At 35.0% G+C, this 18,983-nt stretch carries 15 protein-coding genes; 3 read left to right on the forward strand and 12 right to left on the reverse strand.

Annotated elements, in window-relative coordinates:
• Positions 1–15: 15 nt before the first annotated feature.
• Entirely contained in the window at positions 16–1,122 is a 1,107-nt protein-coding gene (locus ACFS3A_RS05055; RefSeq protein ID WP_379824311.1) for a FecR family protein, read from the reverse strand.
• A 67-nt stretch (positions 1,123–1,189) separates the two neighbouring features.
• Positions 1,190–1,789 (reverse strand): RNA polymerase sigma-70 factor, encoded by a 600-nt coding sequence (locus ACFS3A_RS05060; RefSeq protein WP_379824313.1) that lies wholly within the window; start codon positions 1,787–1,789, stop codon positions 1,190–1,192.
• A 347-nt stretch (positions 1,790–2,136) separates the two neighbouring features.
• Here ACFS3A_RS05060 and ACFS3A_RS05065 point away from each other — a divergent pair, with 347 nt between their 5' ends.
• The gene (locus ACFS3A_RS05065) at positions 2,137–2,307 is read left to right on the forward strand and encodes a hypothetical protein (protein ID WP_379824314.1); all 171 of its coding nucleotides are present in this window, start codon (positions 2,137–2,139) and stop codon (positions 2,305–2,307) included.
• Between the two features lie 41 nt (positions 2,308–2,348).
• Here the strand turns inward: ACFS3A_RS05065 and ACFS3A_RS05070 are convergent, their stop codons facing one another.
• The 6 genes from ACFS3A_RS05070 to ACFS3A_RS05095 form a co-directional block, all read right to left on the reverse strand.
• Complete coding sequence (locus tag ACFS3A_RS05070; protein ID WP_379824316.1) at positions 2,349–3,698, reverse strand: DUF3526 domain-containing protein; 1,350 nt, start codon at positions 3,696–3,698, stop codon at positions 2,349–2,351.
• A 2-nt stretch (positions 3,699–3,700) separates the two neighbouring features.
• Positions 3,701–5,152 (reverse strand): ABC transporter permease, encoded by a 1,452-nt coding sequence (locus ACFS3A_RS05075; protein WP_379824317.1) that lies wholly within the window; start codon positions 5,150–5,152, stop codon positions 3,701–3,703.
• A gap of 5 nt (positions 5,153–5,157) precedes the next feature.
• The gene (locus tag ACFS3A_RS05080; protein WP_379824319.1) at positions 5,158–7,449 is read right to left on the reverse strand and encodes a TonB-dependent siderophore receptor; all 2,292 of its coding nucleotides are present in this window, start codon (positions 7,447–7,449) and stop codon (positions 5,158–5,160) included.
• Positions 7,450–7,455: 6 nt separating this feature from the next.
• Complete coding sequence (locus ACFS3A_RS05085; RefSeq protein ID WP_109192983.1) at positions 7,456–8,151, reverse strand: ABC transporter ATP-binding protein; 696 nt, start codon at positions 8,149–8,151, stop codon at positions 7,456–7,458.
• A 184-nt stretch (positions 8,152–8,335) separates the two neighbouring features.
• On the reverse strand, positions 8,336–8,653 hold the full coding sequence (locus ACFS3A_RS05090; protein ID WP_379824320.1) for a hypothetical protein: 318 nt from the start codon (positions 8,651–8,653) through the stop codon (positions 8,336–8,338).
• A gap of 171 nt (positions 8,654–8,824) precedes the next feature.
• A complete protein-coding gene (locus ACFS3A_RS05095; RefSeq protein ID WP_379824322.1) occupies positions 8,825–9,256 on the reverse strand; it encodes a DUF1810 domain-containing protein in 432 nt (143 codons plus the stop codon).
• Between the two features lie 394 nt (positions 9,257–9,650).
• Between ACFS3A_RS05095 and ACFS3A_RS05100 the strand changes: the two genes are divergently transcribed.
• On the forward strand, positions 9,651–10,400 hold the full coding sequence (locus ACFS3A_RS05100) for a 4-hydroxy-tetrahydrodipicolinate reductase (RefSeq protein ID WP_379824323.1): 750 nt from the start codon (positions 9,651–9,653) through the stop codon (positions 10,398–10,400).
• Between the two features lie 156 nt (positions 10,401–10,556).
• Here the strand turns inward: ACFS3A_RS05100 and ACFS3A_RS05105 are convergent, their stop codons facing one another.
• From ACFS3A_RS05105 to ACFS3A_RS05115, 3 genes are all read right to left on the reverse strand, one after another.
• Positions 10,557–11,303, reverse strand: coding sequence for a succinate dehydrogenase/fumarate reductase iron-sulfur subunit (locus tag ACFS3A_RS05105; protein ID WP_379824324.1), 747 nt, complete (start codon positions 11,301–11,303; stop codon positions 10,557–10,559).
• A 46-nt stretch (positions 11,304–11,349) separates the two neighbouring features.
• Positions 11,350–13,260 carry a fumarate reductase/succinate dehydrogenase flavoprotein subunit gene (locus ACFS3A_RS05110; protein ID WP_379824325.1) on the reverse strand — a complete coding sequence of 637 codons (1,911 nt, stop codon included), beginning with the start codon at positions 13,258–13,260 and terminating at the stop codon, positions 11,350–11,352.
• Between the two features lie 369 nt (positions 13,261–13,629).
• Positions 13,630–14,907, reverse strand: coding sequence for an acetyl-CoA C-acetyltransferase (locus tag ACFS3A_RS05115; RefSeq protein ID WP_379824327.1), 1,278 nt, complete (start codon positions 14,905–14,907; stop codon positions 13,630–13,632).
• A 242-nt stretch (positions 14,908–15,149) separates the two neighbouring features.
• On the opposite strand from ACFS3A_RS05115, the gene ACFS3A_RS05120 reads away from it, so the two are divergent.
• The gene (locus ACFS3A_RS05120; protein WP_379824329.1) at positions 15,150–17,570 is read left to right on the forward strand and encodes a TonB-dependent siderophore receptor; all 2,421 of its coding nucleotides are present in this window, start codon (positions 15,150–15,152) and stop codon (positions 17,568–17,570) included.
• Positions 17,571–17,932: 362 nt separating this feature from the next.
• On the opposite strand, the gene ACFS3A_RS05125 is transcribed toward ACFS3A_RS05120, so the two are convergent.
• Positions 17,933–18,955, reverse strand: coding sequence for an LLM class flavin-dependent oxidoreductase (locus ACFS3A_RS05125; protein WP_379824332.1), 1,023 nt, complete (start codon positions 18,953–18,955; stop codon positions 17,933–17,935).
• Positions 18,956–18,983 lie beyond the last annotated feature (28 nt).

An 18,983-nucleotide genomic window follows, 5' to 3' on the forward strand; every position in this document is an offset into this window, starting at 1 on the left:
AAAGTCATGTTTTATTTAGTTATGGAAAATAGGTGTAATGGTAATTGTTTTTTGTTCAATAGAATAATTAAAAGGCGTGTCACGTTTTAGAAGATCTAAAATGTTCTCGACACTAGACTCACTGATTTTAATTGAGCCGGTAAAATTCTGTTTGGCCAAAACAGCATTTTCGTTGATGATTTCAACGTCGTAGGTGCGCTCAATTATTTTTGTAATCGTAGAAAATGGGGTATTGTTGAAGGCAAGTTCACCTTGTGTCCAGGCTTCGTAAAAAGAAGTATCAACGCTTTTCGTTGTAATTTTCTTAGACTGATTCTGCCATATAGCCATTTGGGAAGGCTTTAGCAAAACGGTATTTAAAGGATTTTCTTTTTCAGACATTTTAATGCTTCCTTCAACCAAAACACTGCTCACGGTTTTGTCTTCAGGATAAGCACTTACATTGAAGCGAGTTCCAAGAACTTCAATTTCAACCTGATCTGAATGTACAATAAACGGATGCTGCTTGTCTTTAGCAACTTCAAAAAATGCTTCACCGGCTAAATAAACATTTCTATTTCCGTTTATACCAAATTGCTCCGGATATCGTAAAGTAGTTCCTGAATTTAAACTTACAAGGGTACCGTCTGAAAGTTTAAGTTTAAAAGTTTTTCCGTACGGAATTTTTAAGGTATTGTATAAAACGTCTTTATCCTGAACTTTTCCGAAATAAACAATCTGATCAGGGAATTTTCTGGCAACCAGTTCGCCTTTATCATTCACCAATGTATTCAGATTCTTTTCGGTAAAAAATTCCAAACGGCCATCGCCTAATTCCAGAACAATTTCTTTTGAAACAGCTGTTCTTTCATTAAAATAAAAAGCTAGTTTTCCTAAACCAAATAAAACAACAAGAATGGCCGCGTATTTAAAATACGTTCTTATTTTATTTTTTGGTTGTAATGCAACAACCGGAACTTCACGTGAAATAGTTCCGGAAAGCGCTGTTAAGGTCCATGTCTTTTTTAAAGATATAAATTGCTTTTTGTTTTCTTCTGAGGCGTCAATCCAATCAAAAAGTTGCTGTACTTCTTGTTCTGAAGCTTCATTAGATAAGTATTTATAAATGAGTTCCGATGTCATAAATGCGTTTTTAAACTTCTCGCTATTGTTAGTACACTTCAGAATTAAAATACCCTACCTTTTATTCTTAATTATTATAAATAAGGATAAAAATTAAAAATAAATAATCGGATAATTTGGTCTTTAAAATCTTCAAAGCCTTTGTCATATGGGCTTCTACGGCTTTTATAGTCACTTCCATTTCTTCGGCGATTTCGGCATTTTTTTTATTCTCGAAGCGTTTTTTAATAAAGACTTCGCGGGTTTTTGGAGGCAGTTCGCTGATGGATTCCTGAATAATGCGTTCTAATTCTGTTAATTCCAGAGTGTCAAATTGAAGAGAATTTAAAACTTCAATATCCAATTCTCTTTCTTTGTGGTTAAGGAGGTCATTCTTGAATTTATCTTTCACTTTATTGTGACGAATTAAATTCAGGCATTTCGATTTGGCGTAGGTAAACAAGAAAGCCTGAACTCCACCTAGAGATTCAACATTTTCTTTGTTTTGCCATAAGTGTAGTAGGGCTTCCTGAGCGAGATTTTCAGCTTCGTCCTGATCATAAATAAACTGAACGCTGAAAGATTGGATTCTCTTAAAGTATTTGTCGTAAAAAAAAGTATAAGCAGTCTCGTCGCCTTCCTTAAAGGAATGGAAAAGATCTAATTCGAAACTGTTATTTTGGTTCATTAAACGAAATTTACTTTGAAAAGCAATATTAAGTAAATTTTAAAAACTACTTGTACCTGCTAAGAAAGCGGCAAATATAAAAGTTTATTTATATTAATTCTAAATAAAATAAAATTAATGAATGTTTGAAGAAATTTTATTCAGAATAGGTTTAGTTTCGACTGTAGGTGTACTGTATTGGAGCGATTTTAACGCAAAGAACGCAAGGTTTTTTTGACATGCTGGGTTTTATAGGAATGCAAAAGTTCGCAAAGCTTTGTGTGAAAAACTTTGTGAAATTTTTTTGCTACAGATTAAAGTATTAAAATGATTTAAATCTGTGAAATCTGTGGCTAAATAAATTTAAAATGCAGATTGAAATTCATTGTGTTGATTTTACCGCAAAGAGCGCAAGGTTTTTTGATATGCTGGGTTTTATAGGAATGCAAAAGTTCGCAAAGCTTTGTGTGGAAAACTTTGCGAACTTTCATAAAAAGTTTAGTCTTAAAGCTTTAAAAACCTTTGCGAACTTTGCGTAAAACTTTGTGTCTTTGCGGTAAAAAAAACTTTGCAGTAAAAATTATACAGCCAGACGATTAAAATTCCGCCATCCAAAACCAATCAATACTAAAATGAAAAGCAATAAAGGTAAGAACGCTTTTAAGAAACTGATTTCAGTCGAATCTTTAAATGTTTCAACTTTATAATTCTCCCAATTTTGTTGATTAACGGCTTCATTTTTAAATATTTTCGGATAAAAATGCAGACGAAGTTTTTCATGAAATTTGGTAGTTTCTTTCAAAAACAAAAGCTGGTTACGTAAATCAGATTTCGCAATATCGTTTAACTGAATCTGAGTGTGAAGTGTTGGAATAAACTGTGCAATCAATTCGCTGGCACGGTTTCGCTGTTCCAATTTGGCGTACAATTCCTTAGACTGCACTGCCGATTCGTCGTCACCCATTTGCTGCATGGCAAAATACCAAAGCCAGCTGAATTCTTTATCTTCCGGAATCTTATATTCACGAAACTGCGGATAATGTTTATAAAATTTTTCCATCGTTTCATTTTTATCGGTGTCCCATTTTTCGTGATAGGCATTTCGCTGTTGTATAGTGAGCTCCAGCGCTTCAGGAATTTTATATTTATTTACAATAAAAGCATTAATTCCGGCAGGAACGATAATGATTAAAAACAGCCAGATTGTTAGTAATGAAACAGCATTAACATTAGAATGCATTTGCAGGGAAACGATGAAAAAACAAACCGCAAACCAAAATAATATATAGAGAATTCCTATTCCGAAGAAAATAAAAAAGGATTGATCTAACGGGATATTTAAGAACAAAACAGCAGTAAATAGCAAAACCGTAAACAAAGCGATCAAACTCAAAATCCTTACATAAAATAACTGCAAAATGTATTTGAAAGTATTCTGACTCTGCGTTGCCACAATTTTCCAGGTACCGCTTTCTTTTTCTTCTGAAATTACATTATAAGAAAAAGCAATGATCAGAAGCGGAAATAAATAAATCAGCACAAAACTAAAATCGATATTTCCGGACAAAAGATTGTTTGGATTATTGAGTTCTGCGTCGTATTTCTGACCTTCTAAACCGCGAATGGTAACGTTTTGAATAGAAGGATTAACATCGCGCTGTCCAATCGCTAAACTGTTTATAGGCAAAGTAGTATTGACCAAAGAAAATTTGATGTAATACAATAAAAGACCGATTTCGTCTTTATGAAAAGCGGCATTTCTGGCAATATGTTCTTTTTGATAAATCGTTGCTTCCTGAATGCTTTTTTCTTGTTTATCCTGAAACTGTTTTCCAATTAAAAGACTAATAAAACCGATGCATAACAGGAAAAGCAATCCAATTTTGGTTCCTTTTGACCGAATGAAATTTTTGAATAATAATGACAGCATAATTATATAGCTTTAAGTTGATGAGACGCGATTCTGATTAAGATAAAAAGTACCGCAATCCAGAGCAAAATTGAAATAATGGAGACAATTTCGTTTTTGAGAACCGTTCCGATTTTTTCAGGTTCATAATGAAATTCTTCCACATCGGCCCAATGTTCTTTGCCTATTGTCAAAGGTTTATCGTTCGGACCAGGTTTTTTATTGCTGATGTATTTAATCTGCAAAGCATTCATTTTCTGAGCCATTGCATAACGGTAATCTTCCGCTTGTTTCTGAAAATCGATGTACGATTCGTAATCGGTATTCGACAATCCCATTGATAAATTTTTGATGGCGATATACGGATTTAGAAAAGAAACCGTCTTAGAAAAGCTGTTTTGTTTTTTGTAGATCTTTAAAAGTTCAGCTAAATGTTCGTTGTAAATTCTGGAACTTATTTTTTCGCCTTCGGTCATAATGAATCCTGAATAATTGAACGGAAGTTTCTGTACCGAATCGACTTTGTATGCCGTAAGCAAAGAATCTTTAATCGCTTTATAATGCGGATCGTTCGGATTATGACTGTCTCCTTGCTTTAAAATATCTTTTTCGATATCGCTGGTAAACTGAATTTTAGAAGGCGCTTCGTAAATATAAGCACCAATTGCCTGCGTAGTTCTTGGCAGAATAATGGTAAATAACAGCCAAATACCAATAAGCGTAATCAATGCTTTTTTGGAAGTTTTGCTTATGGCCGAAATTAAAACAGCAATCACACAGAAGAATAGGAGATAAGCCAGATGAAAAAGGATAAACAAAAGCATTTTTATTGTTTCGTCTGCTGTTATAGAAAAATTTTGCAAAAACAGCCAGACTAAAACTAAAACAATAATGGTTGGGATAAAAAGAAGCATTATTACGCTTGCAATTCCTAAAGTTTTTCCAACCAAAAGCTGTTTCCAATTGATTCCCTGAGTTAATAGAATTTTTAAAGTTCCGTTTTCGCGTTCGTAAGCAACGGCATTAAAACCTAAAAAGAAAATTAAAAGTGGTAATAAAACCTGCAAAACCATAGCAATACTGATTTCTCCAAAACGAAGCATGCTGTTTGAAAAACCAGCTTCAGAGAAATTGGCAGTATTTTGTTTGTGCGCTTCAAGGAAAATAGCATTTCCAAAGAAAGGTTCCATTCCAAATTCAAAAACACTCAAAGGCGTACTTTTTCTAAAAGCAAAATTGCCGTAATGCGCCATTCGATGCGGATTCTTATCGGGATTTTTTAACCAGTCTTCCCGGGATTCATGCTGATATTTTTCGCTGGTTTCATTTTGACTTTTGTAATTGTCCCAGCCTGTAAATGCGGCGTACAAAAGCAAAATACCAATAAAAATGGTAATAATATATACAGCAGGATTTTTAAAAACAGATTTTTTAAAATGCCTGGCTATAAGAATTTCGGATTGTAATATTTTCATATCAATTAAAATCTATAAGTTACAGTGAGATTTACGTTTCGCGGACTTCCCGGAAACAATCTCAAATAATTTTGTGCGCCCAGCCAGTAGGTTTTATTTAGAAGATTTCCGGCGTTTAAAGCAATCTGCATATTACCTCCGTTAGGTTTGTAATAAATAGCAGCGTCAAAAATGGTAAAATCGGGAAGCGTAAAATCTCTGGAGAACCAAGGCACTTTACTGCTTTGGTACTGCATTCCCAATCCAATTCCGAAATCGTCAAAAGCAGAATCAGAAGCAAAATTGTAGCGTGTCCATAGGTTCGCGCTGTTTTTTGGCGTATTCTGTTTTCTCTGACCAATTAATGCAGGATTAGCATCGTTTGTAATTTTAGCATCAATATAACTGTACGAAGCATTAATCTGCCAATCTGGAGTAATGTATCCTACTAGATCGCATTCGAAACCACGGCTTCTTTCAGAACCTCTGGTTACTAACAAATCAGGGTTGACAGGATCATTGGCATTCATTAAAATATTACGCTGATTGATTTCGTAAACGGCCGCGTTAAAACTTACTTTGTTATTGAAGAAAACTGCTTTCATACCAAACTCTTTCAAATCACTTTCCAAAGGTTTAAAAAGACTTCCTGCGGGTAAACTTCCTGTTTGAGGCATTAAAGTGACTGTATTAGATTGAGGCTGATAACCTTCAAGATAAGTAGTGTAAACATTAATGGCATCGTTTACGGCATACGTAATTCCAATTCTAGGAAGCAAAGCCGATTTTTTAACCGTTAACTCATTATTGGTTTCGTAATTCGTAATGTCTTCAAACCATTCATTTCGCAGTCCCAATAAAAAAGTAAATTTCTCCCACTGAATCTGATCCTGAATATAAATAGCATTTGTAGTTGTCAATGCCGATGGAAGCGCCGTACGAACATTTAAAACATAATCCTGAGTATTTCGTAAAGCATACGACGGATTGTTTAAATCAAAGAAATTGACATTTGGTTTTGGTAAAACAACACCATTTACAGTTACAGTTTGATAATTGGAAGCGTTGGCAGGAACAAAAGTATTGGCAACCGTTCCGTCTTTTAATAAATAACCTCTTGCTGCATTTTGTCCGCCGCCTTTGTTTTTATTCCAGCTGCTTAAATCATATCCTGTTAATAGTTTATGATTGAGTTTTCCTGTTTTGAAATCAAAATTAAAGTAGGCACTCAAATTATCAATATCCCAATATTGCTGGCGCTGTACGTATTGCATCATAGCAAGACTTGTAACAGGCTGATTGTTCATGTCTACGGCAAAAGCATTGTTAGTGCGGTGTTCCTGAAGATTTTCTGTCCATGTTTGTTTCATGTACGAAGCATTGAAACCCACTTTTGAAGAAAATTTATGTGCAAAATTGGTCATCAAAATCATTTCTTTTGACTTGAAAAAATCGCCCGAAGCTCCTAAATTTAAACTGATTGGCGTTTTGTTTAAATCGGTTTTGCCTGCGACGGCACCAAAAATGGGTTGTCCGCGGTCTAAAACTCCATTCATGTCGCTTAAAATCAGTTCCGTATTAATGGCCGTTTTTTCATTTGGAATATAACTGAAAGACGGAGAAATTAGGAATGATTTATTGTTTACCAAATCACGATACGATTTTGCTTGCTGATACGCTCCGTTTACACGATATAAAAGTGTTTTAGAATCATTTAAAGGACCAGTAAAGTCTAAAGTTCCACGTAAAGTACTGAAACTTCCAACAGAAAGACTGATTTCTTTTCGGTCAACAGCCAAAGGTTTTTTGGTCACCATATTGATGCTTCCGCCCGGATCGACAGATGAAAATGTGGCACTAGATGGGCCTTTGATTACTTCAACACGTTCAATATTACTCGTTAAGGGCTGTAGAAAATAATATTGTCTGGTTCGCATTCCGTTGATAATCTGGCCTTCTTCGTTCTGGCTGATGCCTCGAATGGTATATTGATTGTAATAACTCGCCGGAATTACACCACTTGCCATTTTTACAACATCTGCGAGGTAAATAGCTCCTTTATCGGCAATTAATTCTTTGGTAATGCTGGAAATAGACTGCGGAATATCTTTGTTTAAAGCAGCGGTTTTGGTTGCCGAAAAAGAGTAATCGCTGTTGTACTTTCGCGTTGAGCGGCCAATAATTTCAACAGTCTGTAATTCATTTCGTTTAGATTCCAAAGAATCTTTAGAAATGCTATCCCTGACTTTTCCGTCGTTTTGTGCTTTTACAACAGAAATTGTACTTACTATGAACAGTAAAGAAAGTGTATGTTTCATTTGATTTTAAACTGTTTGTAAATACAAATCTTCCAGTTCGTTGGCCGAAATTTTATCTGCTTCGATTACTGTTACAAGATTTCCCTGTTTCATAATTCCGATATGCGAAGCCACTTCACGCGCTCTGAAAATATCGTGAGTTGCCATTAAAATTGCCGTTCCGTCTGCCGAAAGTTCTTTTAAAATCTGAGAAAATTCGTTGGAAGCTTTTGGATCTAAACCGCTTGTGGGTTCGTCTAACAAAAGCACTTTTGCTTTTTTAGCAATAGCAATGGCAATTCCCACTTTTTGACGCATTCCTTTAGAATATCCACCTAAATTTTGATCGTGCGCTTTAACTTGCAAACCCGCTTTGTTCAGGAAATAAGTCAGTTCTCCTTTAGAATATTTGAAGCCGGCAAGTGAGGAGAAAAATTTAAGGTTTTCTAAACCTGTTAAATTTGGGTAAAGCATTACAGTTTCCGGAATGTAAGCCACAAATTCTTTGGTGGTTTTTGCGTTTAAAGTAACGGGAATATTATTGATGGTTAAAGTTCCTTCTGAAGGTTCTATAAAACCTAGAAATAGATTGATTGTAGTGGTTTTTCCGGCACCATTTTGTCCTAAAAGAGCAAATATTTCGCCTTCTTTGATAGTTAAATTTAGGGCATTTAAAGCAGTATAATCACCATATTTTTTGGTGAGATTTTCAGCTGTCAGCATATTTTTGTATTTGGATTTAGTTTTAAATAAAAAAGTTTCTTGACGCATTTTTAAACTGCATCAAAAGAATTTGAGATTTGAATGGAGGTTTACTTCGATATATTCGCGAAAGCGTAAATAAATTACTTTCCCTTTCTATAGAATAGAATGAAGAGAATATAGTAAATGTTATAAAAAAAGTAAACTAGAATAAAGCAGGAGGTGCCCTTAATGCAAATAAACTGCCTTTGAAGAATGCAGAAACAGTTTGTGTGAAAGCAAATATAGATTTGGTTTCAATTTCTATTTTCTGAAAGATTACAGCCTCAAATGTGTTTGGAATGTAAGTGTTGAATGCAAAATGACAAATGTGACATTTCTCATCTACATCATGACTGTGAGTTATTTCTTTTTGATTGGCACTTGTATGATGCTCGCAGTGTTTTTCTGAAAGCTGTTTAAAAACATGTTCGTAGGAATGAATAGTCTGAAATAGCATTGCAGACAATACTATAAGAGACATCAAGAAATTTACAATTAGAATCCTCTTTTTCATTCCAAATAAACAGCTGGTTTTTTAGTGGTATTAAAAACGCAACAGTGTTGCAAAGATAGAAATCTCATTTTGAAATACTGTAAACCCAACTTTATTTTTTTGAAAAGATTATTTGTGAATCCTTATTTCATGCCCGTTTTACAGGTTACTGTACAATAATTGCAGCGTGTGAAAATCAGAAGATCCATCGAAATATTTGTGCAAAACTTCCTGAAAAATAGGTTCACCGTTCTGAACGCTGGCAAATAAAGTCATCGAAGATTTTAGGTTTTCAATATCATCATTTACAAATATTTCGTCGACCGTTTCTTCTTTTTTAATTAATTCGGAAGTGATTTCAACCAGATGTTTTCCTAAAATTGGATGTTCAAGAAAAGCAATTGCTTCGTCTGCATTCTTGATTTCATAAAATTTGGAAGTATCGCTGGAACCCATTCCTTTGATCTGAGGAAATACAAACCACATCCAGGGAGATTCCTTTTTACCATTTTTAATTTCGTCCAGAGCAGTCAGATACAATTTATTCTGCGCATCTAAAAAACGAAGCAGTTCATTGTTGTTGTAGGTCATTACTTATTGATATTTTTGGGGGCTATCAGGTGATAAATCTACTGAAAATATATTTACTTGTATGTTATGTAATTCTTTTTTTTAACAGTGTTTTCAACCAAAAAGTTAAAAAAGAATTATTACAAATTTGAGGCTAAATTCTAACAAAATGAATTAGATTTTAGAAGTGCAGTTTTTCGATAATATTTATGCTTTAATAGAAAAAATCGTACTAAGAATTGACTTTTTTGTTATAAAAGAGAGTTTTAATTCGCAATTCTGTTATGATTTTCCTATTTTTACTAGAATGACAGTTTGAAAACTGCTGTCATGAATTAAAATTTCAAATGATATTTACCACTTAGATATCAATTTTCTAACGAGCAAAATTCGCTCACTTTAAAAACAAATGCTTATGAAAATAGGATTAATCGGATTCGGAAAAACTGGAAAATCAGTAGCTTCAATATTATTAGAAAATAAGAAATTCTGCTTAGAATGGGTTTTAAGACAAAGTACCGTTTTAGAACACAGATCGGTGCCGGAATTTTTTGGAGTGCAGTCAGACGAACCCGGCTTAATCTATTCCAGTTCCAAAACTTCTATTGATGAATTATTAGAAAAACATCCTGTAGATGTGATAATTGATTTCTCTTCTGGCGAAGGAATTTACACTTATGGTGAAGCGGCAGCAAAAAATAATATTAAAATTATATCAGCAATTTCACATTATAAAGACAAAGAACTGCAGTTCTTAAAAAAACTCGGACAGAAAACAACTGTTTTTTGGTCGCCTAACATTACATTAGGGGTTAACTATTTATTATTTGCTGCTAAATTTCTAAAGAAAATTGCGCCTTGGGTTGACATTGAAGTAAATGAAGAACACTTTAAAGCTAAAGAAGGAACTTCCGGAACAGCGATAAAAATTGCAGAAGCTTTAGATGTTGATAAAGAAAATATCAATTCGGTTAGAGCAGGAGGTATTGTTGGAAAACATGAAGTAATTTTTGGTTTTCCTTTTCAAACCGTTCGAATTATACACGAATCGATCTCAAGAGAAGCATTTGGAAACGGGGTTATTTTTGTAGCCGAAAATATAAAAGAGAAAGAAAAAGGGTTATATAATTTTGAAGATATCCTGACACCTTATTTTACGGTTTAGTTTTTTAGTTTGCCACGAAGGCGCTAAGGCACAAAGTTTATTCTCATTTTTTGTCATTTCGACGAAGGAGAAATCACACTAGAAACTCTACAAAGATTGGCGATTCTCTTTGTGTAAATACGATTGTGATTTCTCCTTCGTCGAAATGACAAATAATTACTTCCTAAAAGCCAAAGCTTTCATATATTCTAAATTCATTTTAGCAATCGAAAGTACAGAAATTCCCTGCGGACATTCAATTTCACAGGCTCTTGTATCTGAGCAGTTTCCAAAACCCTGAAGATCCATTTGTTTGACCATGTTAATAGCACGTTTCGGTGCTTCTACTTTTCCTTGCGGTAGTATGGCTAAATGTGTTATTTTGGCTCCTACAAACAAAGCTGCGCTGGCATTTTTACAGGATGCTACACAGGCTCCGCATCCAATGCAGGCTGCGGCGTCAAAGGCTTCTTCTGCGGTTTCATATGAAATCGGAATGCTATTGGCTTCAGGCGCTTGTCCGGTCGAAGCTCCGATAAAACCTCCGGATGCAATAATCGAATCAAAAGCTTTTCTGTCTATTTTTAAATCACGTAAAACGGGAAAAGCTTTAGCGCGAAAGGGTTCAATATAAATGGTGTCTCCATCTTTAAAACTTCTCATATGAAGCTGGCAGGTCGTTGTGTTTCTTAAAGGTCCGTGAGCCCTTCCGTTAATCATAACACCACATTGTCCGCAGATTCCTTCCCGGCAGTCATGATCAAATTCTATAACTCGTTCGCCTTGCTGAATTAGATTTTCATTTAAAAGATCCAACATCTCAAGAAAAGACATATGTTCTGTAACTTCATTAATTTCATAATCTGTCATTTCTCCTTTTGATGTAGAATTAAATTGTCGCCATATTTTGAGATAAAGTTTCATAGGTAATTGTTATTATGAATCATGAATCATGAATTGAATTAATAATTTATTTATAACTTCTAACGGCAAGCTGTACAACTTCAAAGACTAAAGGTTCTTTGTGTAATTCAGGTTCTTTATTTTCTCCTTTCCATTCCCAGGCCGAAACATAGCAGAAATCTTCATCGTTTCGAACGGCTTCTCCGTCTGCCGTTTGGTATTCTTCCCTAAAATGAGCACCGCAGGATTCTTCGCGCTGTAAGGCATCGTAACACATTAATTCGGCTAATTCTATGTAATCAGCAATTCGACCTGCTTTTTCGAGTTCGCTGTTAATGGTATTATCACCTGTAATTCTCAGGTCTTTTTCGAATGAAGCTTTCAATTCTCTAATTTCAATTATGGCCTCTTCGAGCTTTTTTCTACTTCTGGAAAGACCGCATTTTTCATAAAGAAGACGACCAATTTTTTTATGAAAGTAATCAGCAGAAAGCGTTCCGTTGGTATGTAAAAAACGATCTAACTGCCTTCTCACAGCATTTTCGGCTTCTTCAAAAGCAGGATGCGAGATATCGAATTTTGGAGCATTTAATTCTCCTGATAAATAATTCGGAATGGTATAAGGTGCTATAAAATAGCCATCAACACAAGCCTGAAGCAATGAATTGGCACCTAAACGATTGGCACCATGATCTGCAAAATTGGCTTCGCCTAAAGCAAATAAACCCGGAATTGTAGTCATTAATTCATAATCAACCCAAAGTCCACCCATTGTAAAATGTGCTGATGGTGAAATAAGCATGGGTTCTTTGTACGCATTTATTCCGGTAATCTTTTCGTACATGGTAAAAAGATTGCTGTATTTGGCTTCAATTTTATCTTTTCCCTGCGCTTTTATGGCATCTGAAAAATCTAAATAAATGGCATTTTTCATTGGCCCAACTCCGTGTCCGGCATCAATTCTTTCTTTAGCGGCACGTGAGGAAATATCTCTTGGTGCGAGATTTCCAAAAGACGGATAACGGCGTTCCAGATAATAATCTCGTTCTTCTTCGGGAATTGCATTGGCGTTTCTAGCATCATTCGCTGTTTTCGGAACCCAGATGCGCCCGTCATTTCGAAGCGATTCTGACATTAAAGTCAATTTAGACTGATTTTCACCATGTTGCGGCAATGAAGTAGGATGAAACTGAATCCAGCTTACACCAGCCATAAAAGCGCCTTTTTTATGTGCTCTCCATACCGCAGAACTATTACAGCCCATTGCAAGAGTAGATAAATAATATACTTTTCCGTAACCACCGGAAGCCAGTACAACAGCGTCAGCCACATGACGTTCTAGTTTTCCTGTTTCGAGATTTCGCGCGATTATACCTTTGGCTTTGCCCTCAATAACAACCAACTCCAGCATTTCGTGACGGGTGTGCAATGCTACTTTTCCTAATGCATTTTGACGCTCTAAAGCTTGGTAAGCACCTAGTAAAAGCTGCTGTCCGGTTTGTCCTCTGGCATAAAAAGTTCTCGAAACCTGAACACCTCCAAAAGATCTGTTGTTTAGATAACCTGCATATTCTCTTGCAAATGGAACGCCTTGAGCTACAGCATGATCAATGAGATGTGAAGAACATTCTGCTAAGCGATAAACATTGGCTTCGCGAGATCTGAAATCTCCACCTTTGATCGTATCGTAAAACATCCTGAATGTGCTGTCTCCATCATTTTTGTAGTTTTTGGCAGCATTTACACCACCTTGTGCAGCGACTGAGTGCGCTCGTCTTGGAGAATCCTGAAAACAAAATGATTGAATATTGTAGCCTTGTTCTGCAAGTGAAGCAGCGCAGGATGCGCCTGCAAGTCCGGTACCTACAACAATAATATTAAGCTTTTTTCGATTGGCAGGATTTACAAGTTTGGCTTTCGCTTTATATGTATTCCATTTTTCTGAAAGTGGTCCTTCGGGTATTTTTGATTCCATCATTTTTAGTGTTTTAAAATGAATTCATACAAAAGCTTTAAAAGAAATCTAAATTTAATATAAAATATTGATATCTAATCGTTTTTGTATGAATTTATAGAAATAAAAAAATAAACTTTTAGTATATATAAAGACAGAATTTTTATTTGCCTTTACTTTCTTTTGATGTAAAGTTCTCCATTCTTTCAAGGCTATAATAACATTTATTAAAGACCTGATGTGTCCTGTTCGGGAGATTCTACATTTTAAGATTAGATATTGTTTAAAAAAAAATCTGCTAAATCTGCGGGAGTAATTTTTTAGCTCGCAGATTTAGCAGATTCAGTATATTTTTTATAAAAGAAAATAGTTTAGGAATAAAACAACTTAAGATTATTTCTCAATTATCATAGTTACTCCCTGGCCACCAGCAGCACAAATAGATATTAAACCTTTTCCGGAACCTTTTTGGTTAAGCAGTTTTGCCATTACACCGATAATTCTTCCTCCGGTGGCAGCAAAAGGATGCGCAGCTGCTAAACTGCTTCCTTTTACGTTGAGTTTTTCCCTGTCAATAGCGCCTAAAGATTTCTTTAAACCAATCGATGCACTAAGTTCCGGGCTTTCCCAGATTTTTAAAGTAGCTAAAACCTGTGCAGCAAAAGCTTCGTGAATTTCATAATAATCAAAATCCTGGAGATCTAATCCGGCTTTTTCCAACATTCTGGAAACAGCAAACAAAGGAGCCAGTAAAAGATTCTGCTGATTTTTAACATATTCTATCGCTGCGATTTCAGCAAATGTAATATAAGCCAAAATGGGAAGTCCTTGTTCTTTTGCCCACTCTTCACTAGCTAAAAGAATACAAGAAGCACCATCTGTAAGAGGAGTAGAGTTTCCTGCTGTTAAAGTTCCATTTGTCTTGTCAAAAGCAGGATTTAGTTTAGCTAATTTTTCAATTGTACTGTCTTTTCTTAGATTGTTGTCTTTTTCCAATCCGTTAAAAGGAGTAATCATATCATTAAAAAAGCCTTCATCATATGCTTTTGCCATATTCAAATGACTTTTTAAAGCAAATTGATCCTGTTCTTCTCTGGATATTTTATAATATTTTGCAGTAATTTCTGTATGACCTCCCATTGAAAGTCCTGTCTGGGATTCTTCATTTTTAGGAACAAGAGGGCTTAAATCTTTTGGACGAAGTTTTAAAAAGGTTTTAATTTTACCACCTAACGATTTTGCCTGTCTGGCTTCTAATAAAATTTTTCTAAGTTTTTCACTAACGGCAATCGGCATATCACTTATAGAATCGACTCCACCCGCAATTCCGGATTCAATTTGTCCGAGAGCAATTTTATTGGCAATGTAAATGGCACTTTCGATTCCAGTGTCGCATGCTTGTTGTAAGTCACAGGCAGGAGTAGCAGGATCGAGAGTAGTTTTCATCACACATTCTCTAATTAAGTTGTTGTCATAGGTATGTTTTATAACAGCACCGCCAGCAACTTCACCTAATAATTTTCCTGTTAGATTATATTTATCAATAAGCCCATTTAGGGCAGCTGTCATCATTTGTTGGTTTCCAACGTTTGCATAGGCTGTATTGGCACGTGCAAACGGAATTCTATTATAGCCTACAATCGCTACTTTTCTTATTGTATCAGGTTTCATATAAGGAGTTTAAAAGTTAAATCTGTTTTTGTTTTTTTAATACATAAAGATAAAAATAGAATTCGGTATTAAGACTTAATGTAAATTAATATTATCAAGAAATCACTTCAGAAATAGTCCAAATGGTATTGTTTTCTTGTAAATTAATTATAAAATGTTATATTTATTTAGAATGATTAAAAATAATTTGGATAAGTTAAGATTTGAATATACTTTTGGGCTTTAATTTTAATCAAACCAAAATGAAAATAGTTTTTAATAAAAAAGTGTATTTTTTTGCATTGCTTTTGACTTCACTAAATATGATGGCACAAGAGTTTGGAAAAGTGGCAGGAAAAGTTACTTTGATTGGTAATAAGCCCGCAGAAAATATTGCTGTTGCTTTAAAAGGAACAAAATATTCAGATGTTACAACGGTTTCCGGACAATATGAAATTACGAGAGTAAAACCAGGTACTTATACAATTGTGATTAGTGGTGTTGGTATTCAAACAATGGAAGATAAAATTATTGTTACTTCACAAAAAACAACAACAAAAAACTTTTCACTTTCTGAAAGTCAGGAAGACCTTAATGAAGTAGTTATTACAAAAAACAAATACAAACAAGACAAACCTTCAATGTCATTACGTCTTCAGACTCCGGTTTTGGAGATCCCTCAAAACGTTCAGATTGTGAGTGGTCAGACGTTAAAAGATCAGCAGATTACAAGCATGAGTGACGGAGTAATTCGTAATGTGAGTGGTGCAGTACGTCTGGAGCATTGGGGAGATTTGTATACTAATATTACAATGAGAGGTTCTCAAATTCAGGCTTTTAGAAATGGTTTTAACGTGGTCTCTTCTTTTTGGGGACCATTAACTGAGGATATGAGTTTTGTTGATCATATTGAATTTGTAAAAGGACCGGCAGGTTTCATGCTTTCGAGCGGTGATCCAAGCGGATTGTATAATGTGGTTACTAAAAAACCAACCGGAATTACAAAAGGCGAGGTGAGTGCTATAGTAGGGAGTTATGATTTCTACAGAGTTAGCTTAGATCTTGATGGTAAATTAGACAAAAAAGGAAAACTATTATATCGTTTTAACGGAGCTGCACAAAAGAAAGGTTCATTTCGTCCATATGAACATAATGACCGCTATGTACTTGCACCGGTAATTTCGTATCAATTTGATGACAAAACAAAATTGACATTTGAGTATAACTTTCAATATGCAAATATGACAGAGGTAGGTTCTTACTACGTTTTCGGACCTAAATCTGACGGATATGCAACTTTACCTCGTAATTTTACGATGACACAACCAGGATTGCCTGATACTAATATTCAGGATCATAGTGGTTATTTACAATTTGAGCACAAGTTTGATGATAACTGGAAATTGACAGCTCAGACTTCTTATTTTAAATACATTCAGCAAGGATACAGTTCATGGCCAAGTTTAGTTGGACCAGCTGAAATAGATACGGATGGTGACAAAACTCCGGATGTTTTTCTTGATAAAGGAGATATTATTAGAAACGTTGGTATCTGGGATGCAGATAGTAATATGTTTTTAGGCCAGATTTTTGTGAACGGAAAATTCAATACAGGTGCTGTTTCTCACAAAGTTTTAGGAGGAATAGATTTAGGAAGTAAAGATTATATGGCAGATTGGGGACAATCTCATAATTTAGATACTTATGCAAATCCGTTTAATGTTTACAATCCAAATTATGGAACTCCATCAAATGGTTTCCCGGAATTTGATCATGATACTCCTTTAAGCCAAAGAGCAGGAGGACTTTATGGTTCAAAATATGCAGCTGGATATATTCAGGATGAGCTTGGATTTTTTCAAAACAGATTAAGAGTAACACTTGCAGCACGATATACCTGGATTAAAATGACCAGCAGCTATCAAGATCCTCAAGAAGATAGTCATATTACTCCTCGTGCAGGTGTTAGTTATTCTATTACTAAAGACTTCGCAGTTTATGGATTATATGATCAGGCTTTTTTACCTCAATCTGCAGTTGTTACAAATGGTAAGTTGAGACCGCTAACTGGTAATAATTTAGAGTTTGGTGTCAAAAAAGATTGGTTTGATGGTTCATGGAATACGAGTTTATCAGCTTATAGAATTATAAAGAAAAATGAAATAACATCAGATCCAAATAGTACTCCTCAAAAACCATTATCTATGATTTTGGGAGAAAAAAGAGCTCAGGGTATTGAATTTGACTTAAGAGGAAAAATATTTGACGGACTTAATCTTATAGCAAATTATGCCTTTACTGAATCTATTGTAACCGAATCGAATGTAAGTGGAATTAATGTAGGTGATGTTGTTCCTGGATATTCAAAACATACAGCAAATGCCTGGTTAAATTACACTGTTCAATCTGGTAAAATGAAAGGATTAGGTGCTTCTATTGGAGGAACTTTTCTTGACGGACGTGAGACAGATACTTGGGGAGAAGGTCTTCAAAGATTACCTTCTTACTTTAAGTTAGATGGAGGTCTATCTTACGAAATCGGAAAAGTAAAAGTTACGGCAAACGTATTTAATATTTTGGATAAATATCTATACAGCGGTTCTTATTATGAGTGGCTGCAAGCTTATTACTGGCAGGCAGAAGCAGGTCGAAACTTTAGAGTTGGCGTAACTTACAAATTCTAGTTTTTTTTAGTTACAAAGTTACAAAGTTACAAAGTTACAAAGGAACAAAGGTTCAGAGGTTTTTTGAATTACCTCCAGTTTTAACTGAAGGTGACCAATAAAGATTGAAAAAGGCTTTAGCCAAACTAATAAAGTTTGGCTAAAGCCTTTTCTATTTTATTCTCTTTTTTCATCCGGCTAAAGCTGGACGCTATTCAATTGTTGAAATAATAAATATCTGCTTAATCTGCTAGAATCATTTTAATCCCGATAGCTATCGGGAGCGTGAAAAATTTAATTACAAACATTATTAAAATAGAAATAAATAAAAAAAATCCTTTTTAATCTGTGTATTCCGATAGCTATCGGGAGTGGCAAAAAAGCTATCCCTTTTTAATTAACGGAATTAGTTTTGTTCCAATTAATTCTATGGCGCTCATCAATTGTTTGTGTGTCAGTCCAGCATTGTCCATTTGAAATGTAAAACGATCTACTCCTCCAAGGGCTTCACTGTGACGCAAGATTTTCTCAGCAGCTCTTTCAGGGCTTCCGACAATTAAGACTCCTAAATCATCTATTAATCCGTCAAATTTACCTTTGGTTACCGGAGGCCAGCCTCTTTCGTATCCTAGTTTCGTCCATAATTCGGCATAACCCGGATAGTATTCTTCAATTGCTTTTTCCGTTGTTGTTCCAACGTATCCTGGTGAATGTAATCCAACTTTAAGTTCTTCAGGTATATATCCCGCTGCTTTTCCAGCTTCTCTATATAGATCTACAAGAGGTTTAAAACGATGTGTTTGTCCGCCAATAACAGCGACCATTAGCGGAAGTCCAAGAGAACCTGCTCTTATGAAGGATTCCGGAGTTCCGCCAACACCAAGCCAAATGGGTAATTTTTCCTGTAAAGCTCTTGGATAAATTGGTAAATTGTTTAAAGCAGGACGAAATTTACCTTCCCAAGTCACAAACTCATTATCTCTAATTTGTAAAAGCAGTTCCAGCTTTTCTTTAAAAAGAGCGTCATAATCTCTCAAATCATATCCAAAAAGGGGATAAGCTTCAATTGCAGAACCTCTTCCAACAACAATTTCGGTTCTTCCTTTCGAAATTAAATCTAAAGTGGCAAAGCTTTGATAAACACGAACTGGATCCGCCGCACTTAAAACGGTGACAGCACTTGCTAAACGTATATTTTTTGTTCTTGCCGCTGCCGCACTCAAAATAACGGCAGTTGCAGAATCCAAAAATTCTTTTTTATGATGTTCTCCTATTCCGAAAACATCAAGACCAGCCTGATCTGCAAATTCAATTCTCTGCAATAACTGCTCCATGGCATCAAAACTACTCAGCGTGTTGTTGTCGCCATACATTGCCGAAGCAAAACTGTCTATTCCTATTTCCATAAATGCTATAAAATTTCAATGTCAATAT

The sequence above is a fragment of the Flavobacterium notoginsengisoli genome (assembly GCF_042686225.1).
Lineage (GTDB): Bacteria > Bacteroidota > Bacteroidia > Flavobacteriales > Flavobacteriaceae > Flavobacterium > Flavobacterium notoginsengisoli.

Bases quoted from the DNA above. Each gene is read 5' to 3' on its own strand.
- ACFS3A_RS05125 (WP_379824332.1), bottom strand. From the start codon at position 18,955: ATGGAAATAGGAATAGACAGTTTTGCTTCGGCAATGTATGGCGACAAC.
- ACFS3A_RS05055 (WP_379824311.1), bottom strand. From the start codon at position 1,122: ATGACATCGGAACTCATTTATAAATACTTATCTAATGAAGCTTCAGAA.
- ACFS3A_RS05070 (WP_379824316.1), bottom strand. From the start codon at position 3,698: ATGCTGTCATTATTATTCAAAAATTTCATTCGGTCAAAAGGAACCAAA.
- ACFS3A_RS05120 (WP_379824329.1), top strand. From the start codon at position 15,150: ATGAAAATAGTTTTTAATAAAAAAGTGTATTTTTTTGCATTGCTTTTG.
- ACFS3A_RS05075 (WP_379824317.1), bottom strand. From the start codon at position 5,152: ATGAAAATATTACAATCCGAAATTCTTATAGCCAGGCATTTTAAAAAA.
- ACFS3A_RS05085 (WP_109192983.1), bottom strand. From the start codon at position 8,151: ATGCTGACAGCTGAAAATCTCACCAAAAAATATGGTGATTATACTGCT.
- ACFS3A_RS05100 (WP_379824323.1), top strand. From the start codon at position 9,651: ATGAAAATAGGATTAATCGGATTCGGAAAAACTGGAAAATCAGTAGCT.
- ACFS3A_RS05080 (WP_379824319.1), bottom strand. From the start codon at position 7,449: ATGAAACATACACTTTCTTTACTGTTCATAGTAAGTACAATTTCTGTT.
- ACFS3A_RS05115 (WP_379824327.1), bottom strand. From the start codon at position 14,907: ATGAAACCTGATACAATAAGAAAAGTAGCGATTGTAGGCTATAATAGA.
- ACFS3A_RS05095 (WP_379824322.1), bottom strand. From the start codon at position 9,256: ATGACCTACAACAACAATGAACTGCTTCGTTTTTTAGATGCGCAGAAT.
- ACFS3A_RS05060 (WP_379824313.1), bottom strand. From the start codon at position 1,789: ATGAACCAAAATAACAGTTTCGAATTAGATCTTTTCCATTCCTTTAAG.
- ACFS3A_RS05110 (WP_379824325.1), bottom strand. From the start codon at position 13,260: ATGATGGAATCAAAAATACCCGAAGGACCACTTTCAGAAAAATGGAAT.
- ACFS3A_RS05090 (WP_379824320.1), bottom strand. From the start codon at position 8,653: ATGTCTCTTATAGTATTGTCTGCAATGCTATTTCAGACTATTCATTCC.
- ACFS3A_RS05065 (WP_379824314.1), top strand. From the start codon at position 2,137: ATGCAGATTGAAATTCATTGTGTTGATTTTACCGCAAAGAGCGCAAGG.
- ACFS3A_RS05105 (WP_379824324.1), bottom strand. From the start codon at position 11,303: ATGAAACTTTATCTCAAAATATGGCGACAATTTAATTCTACATCAAAA.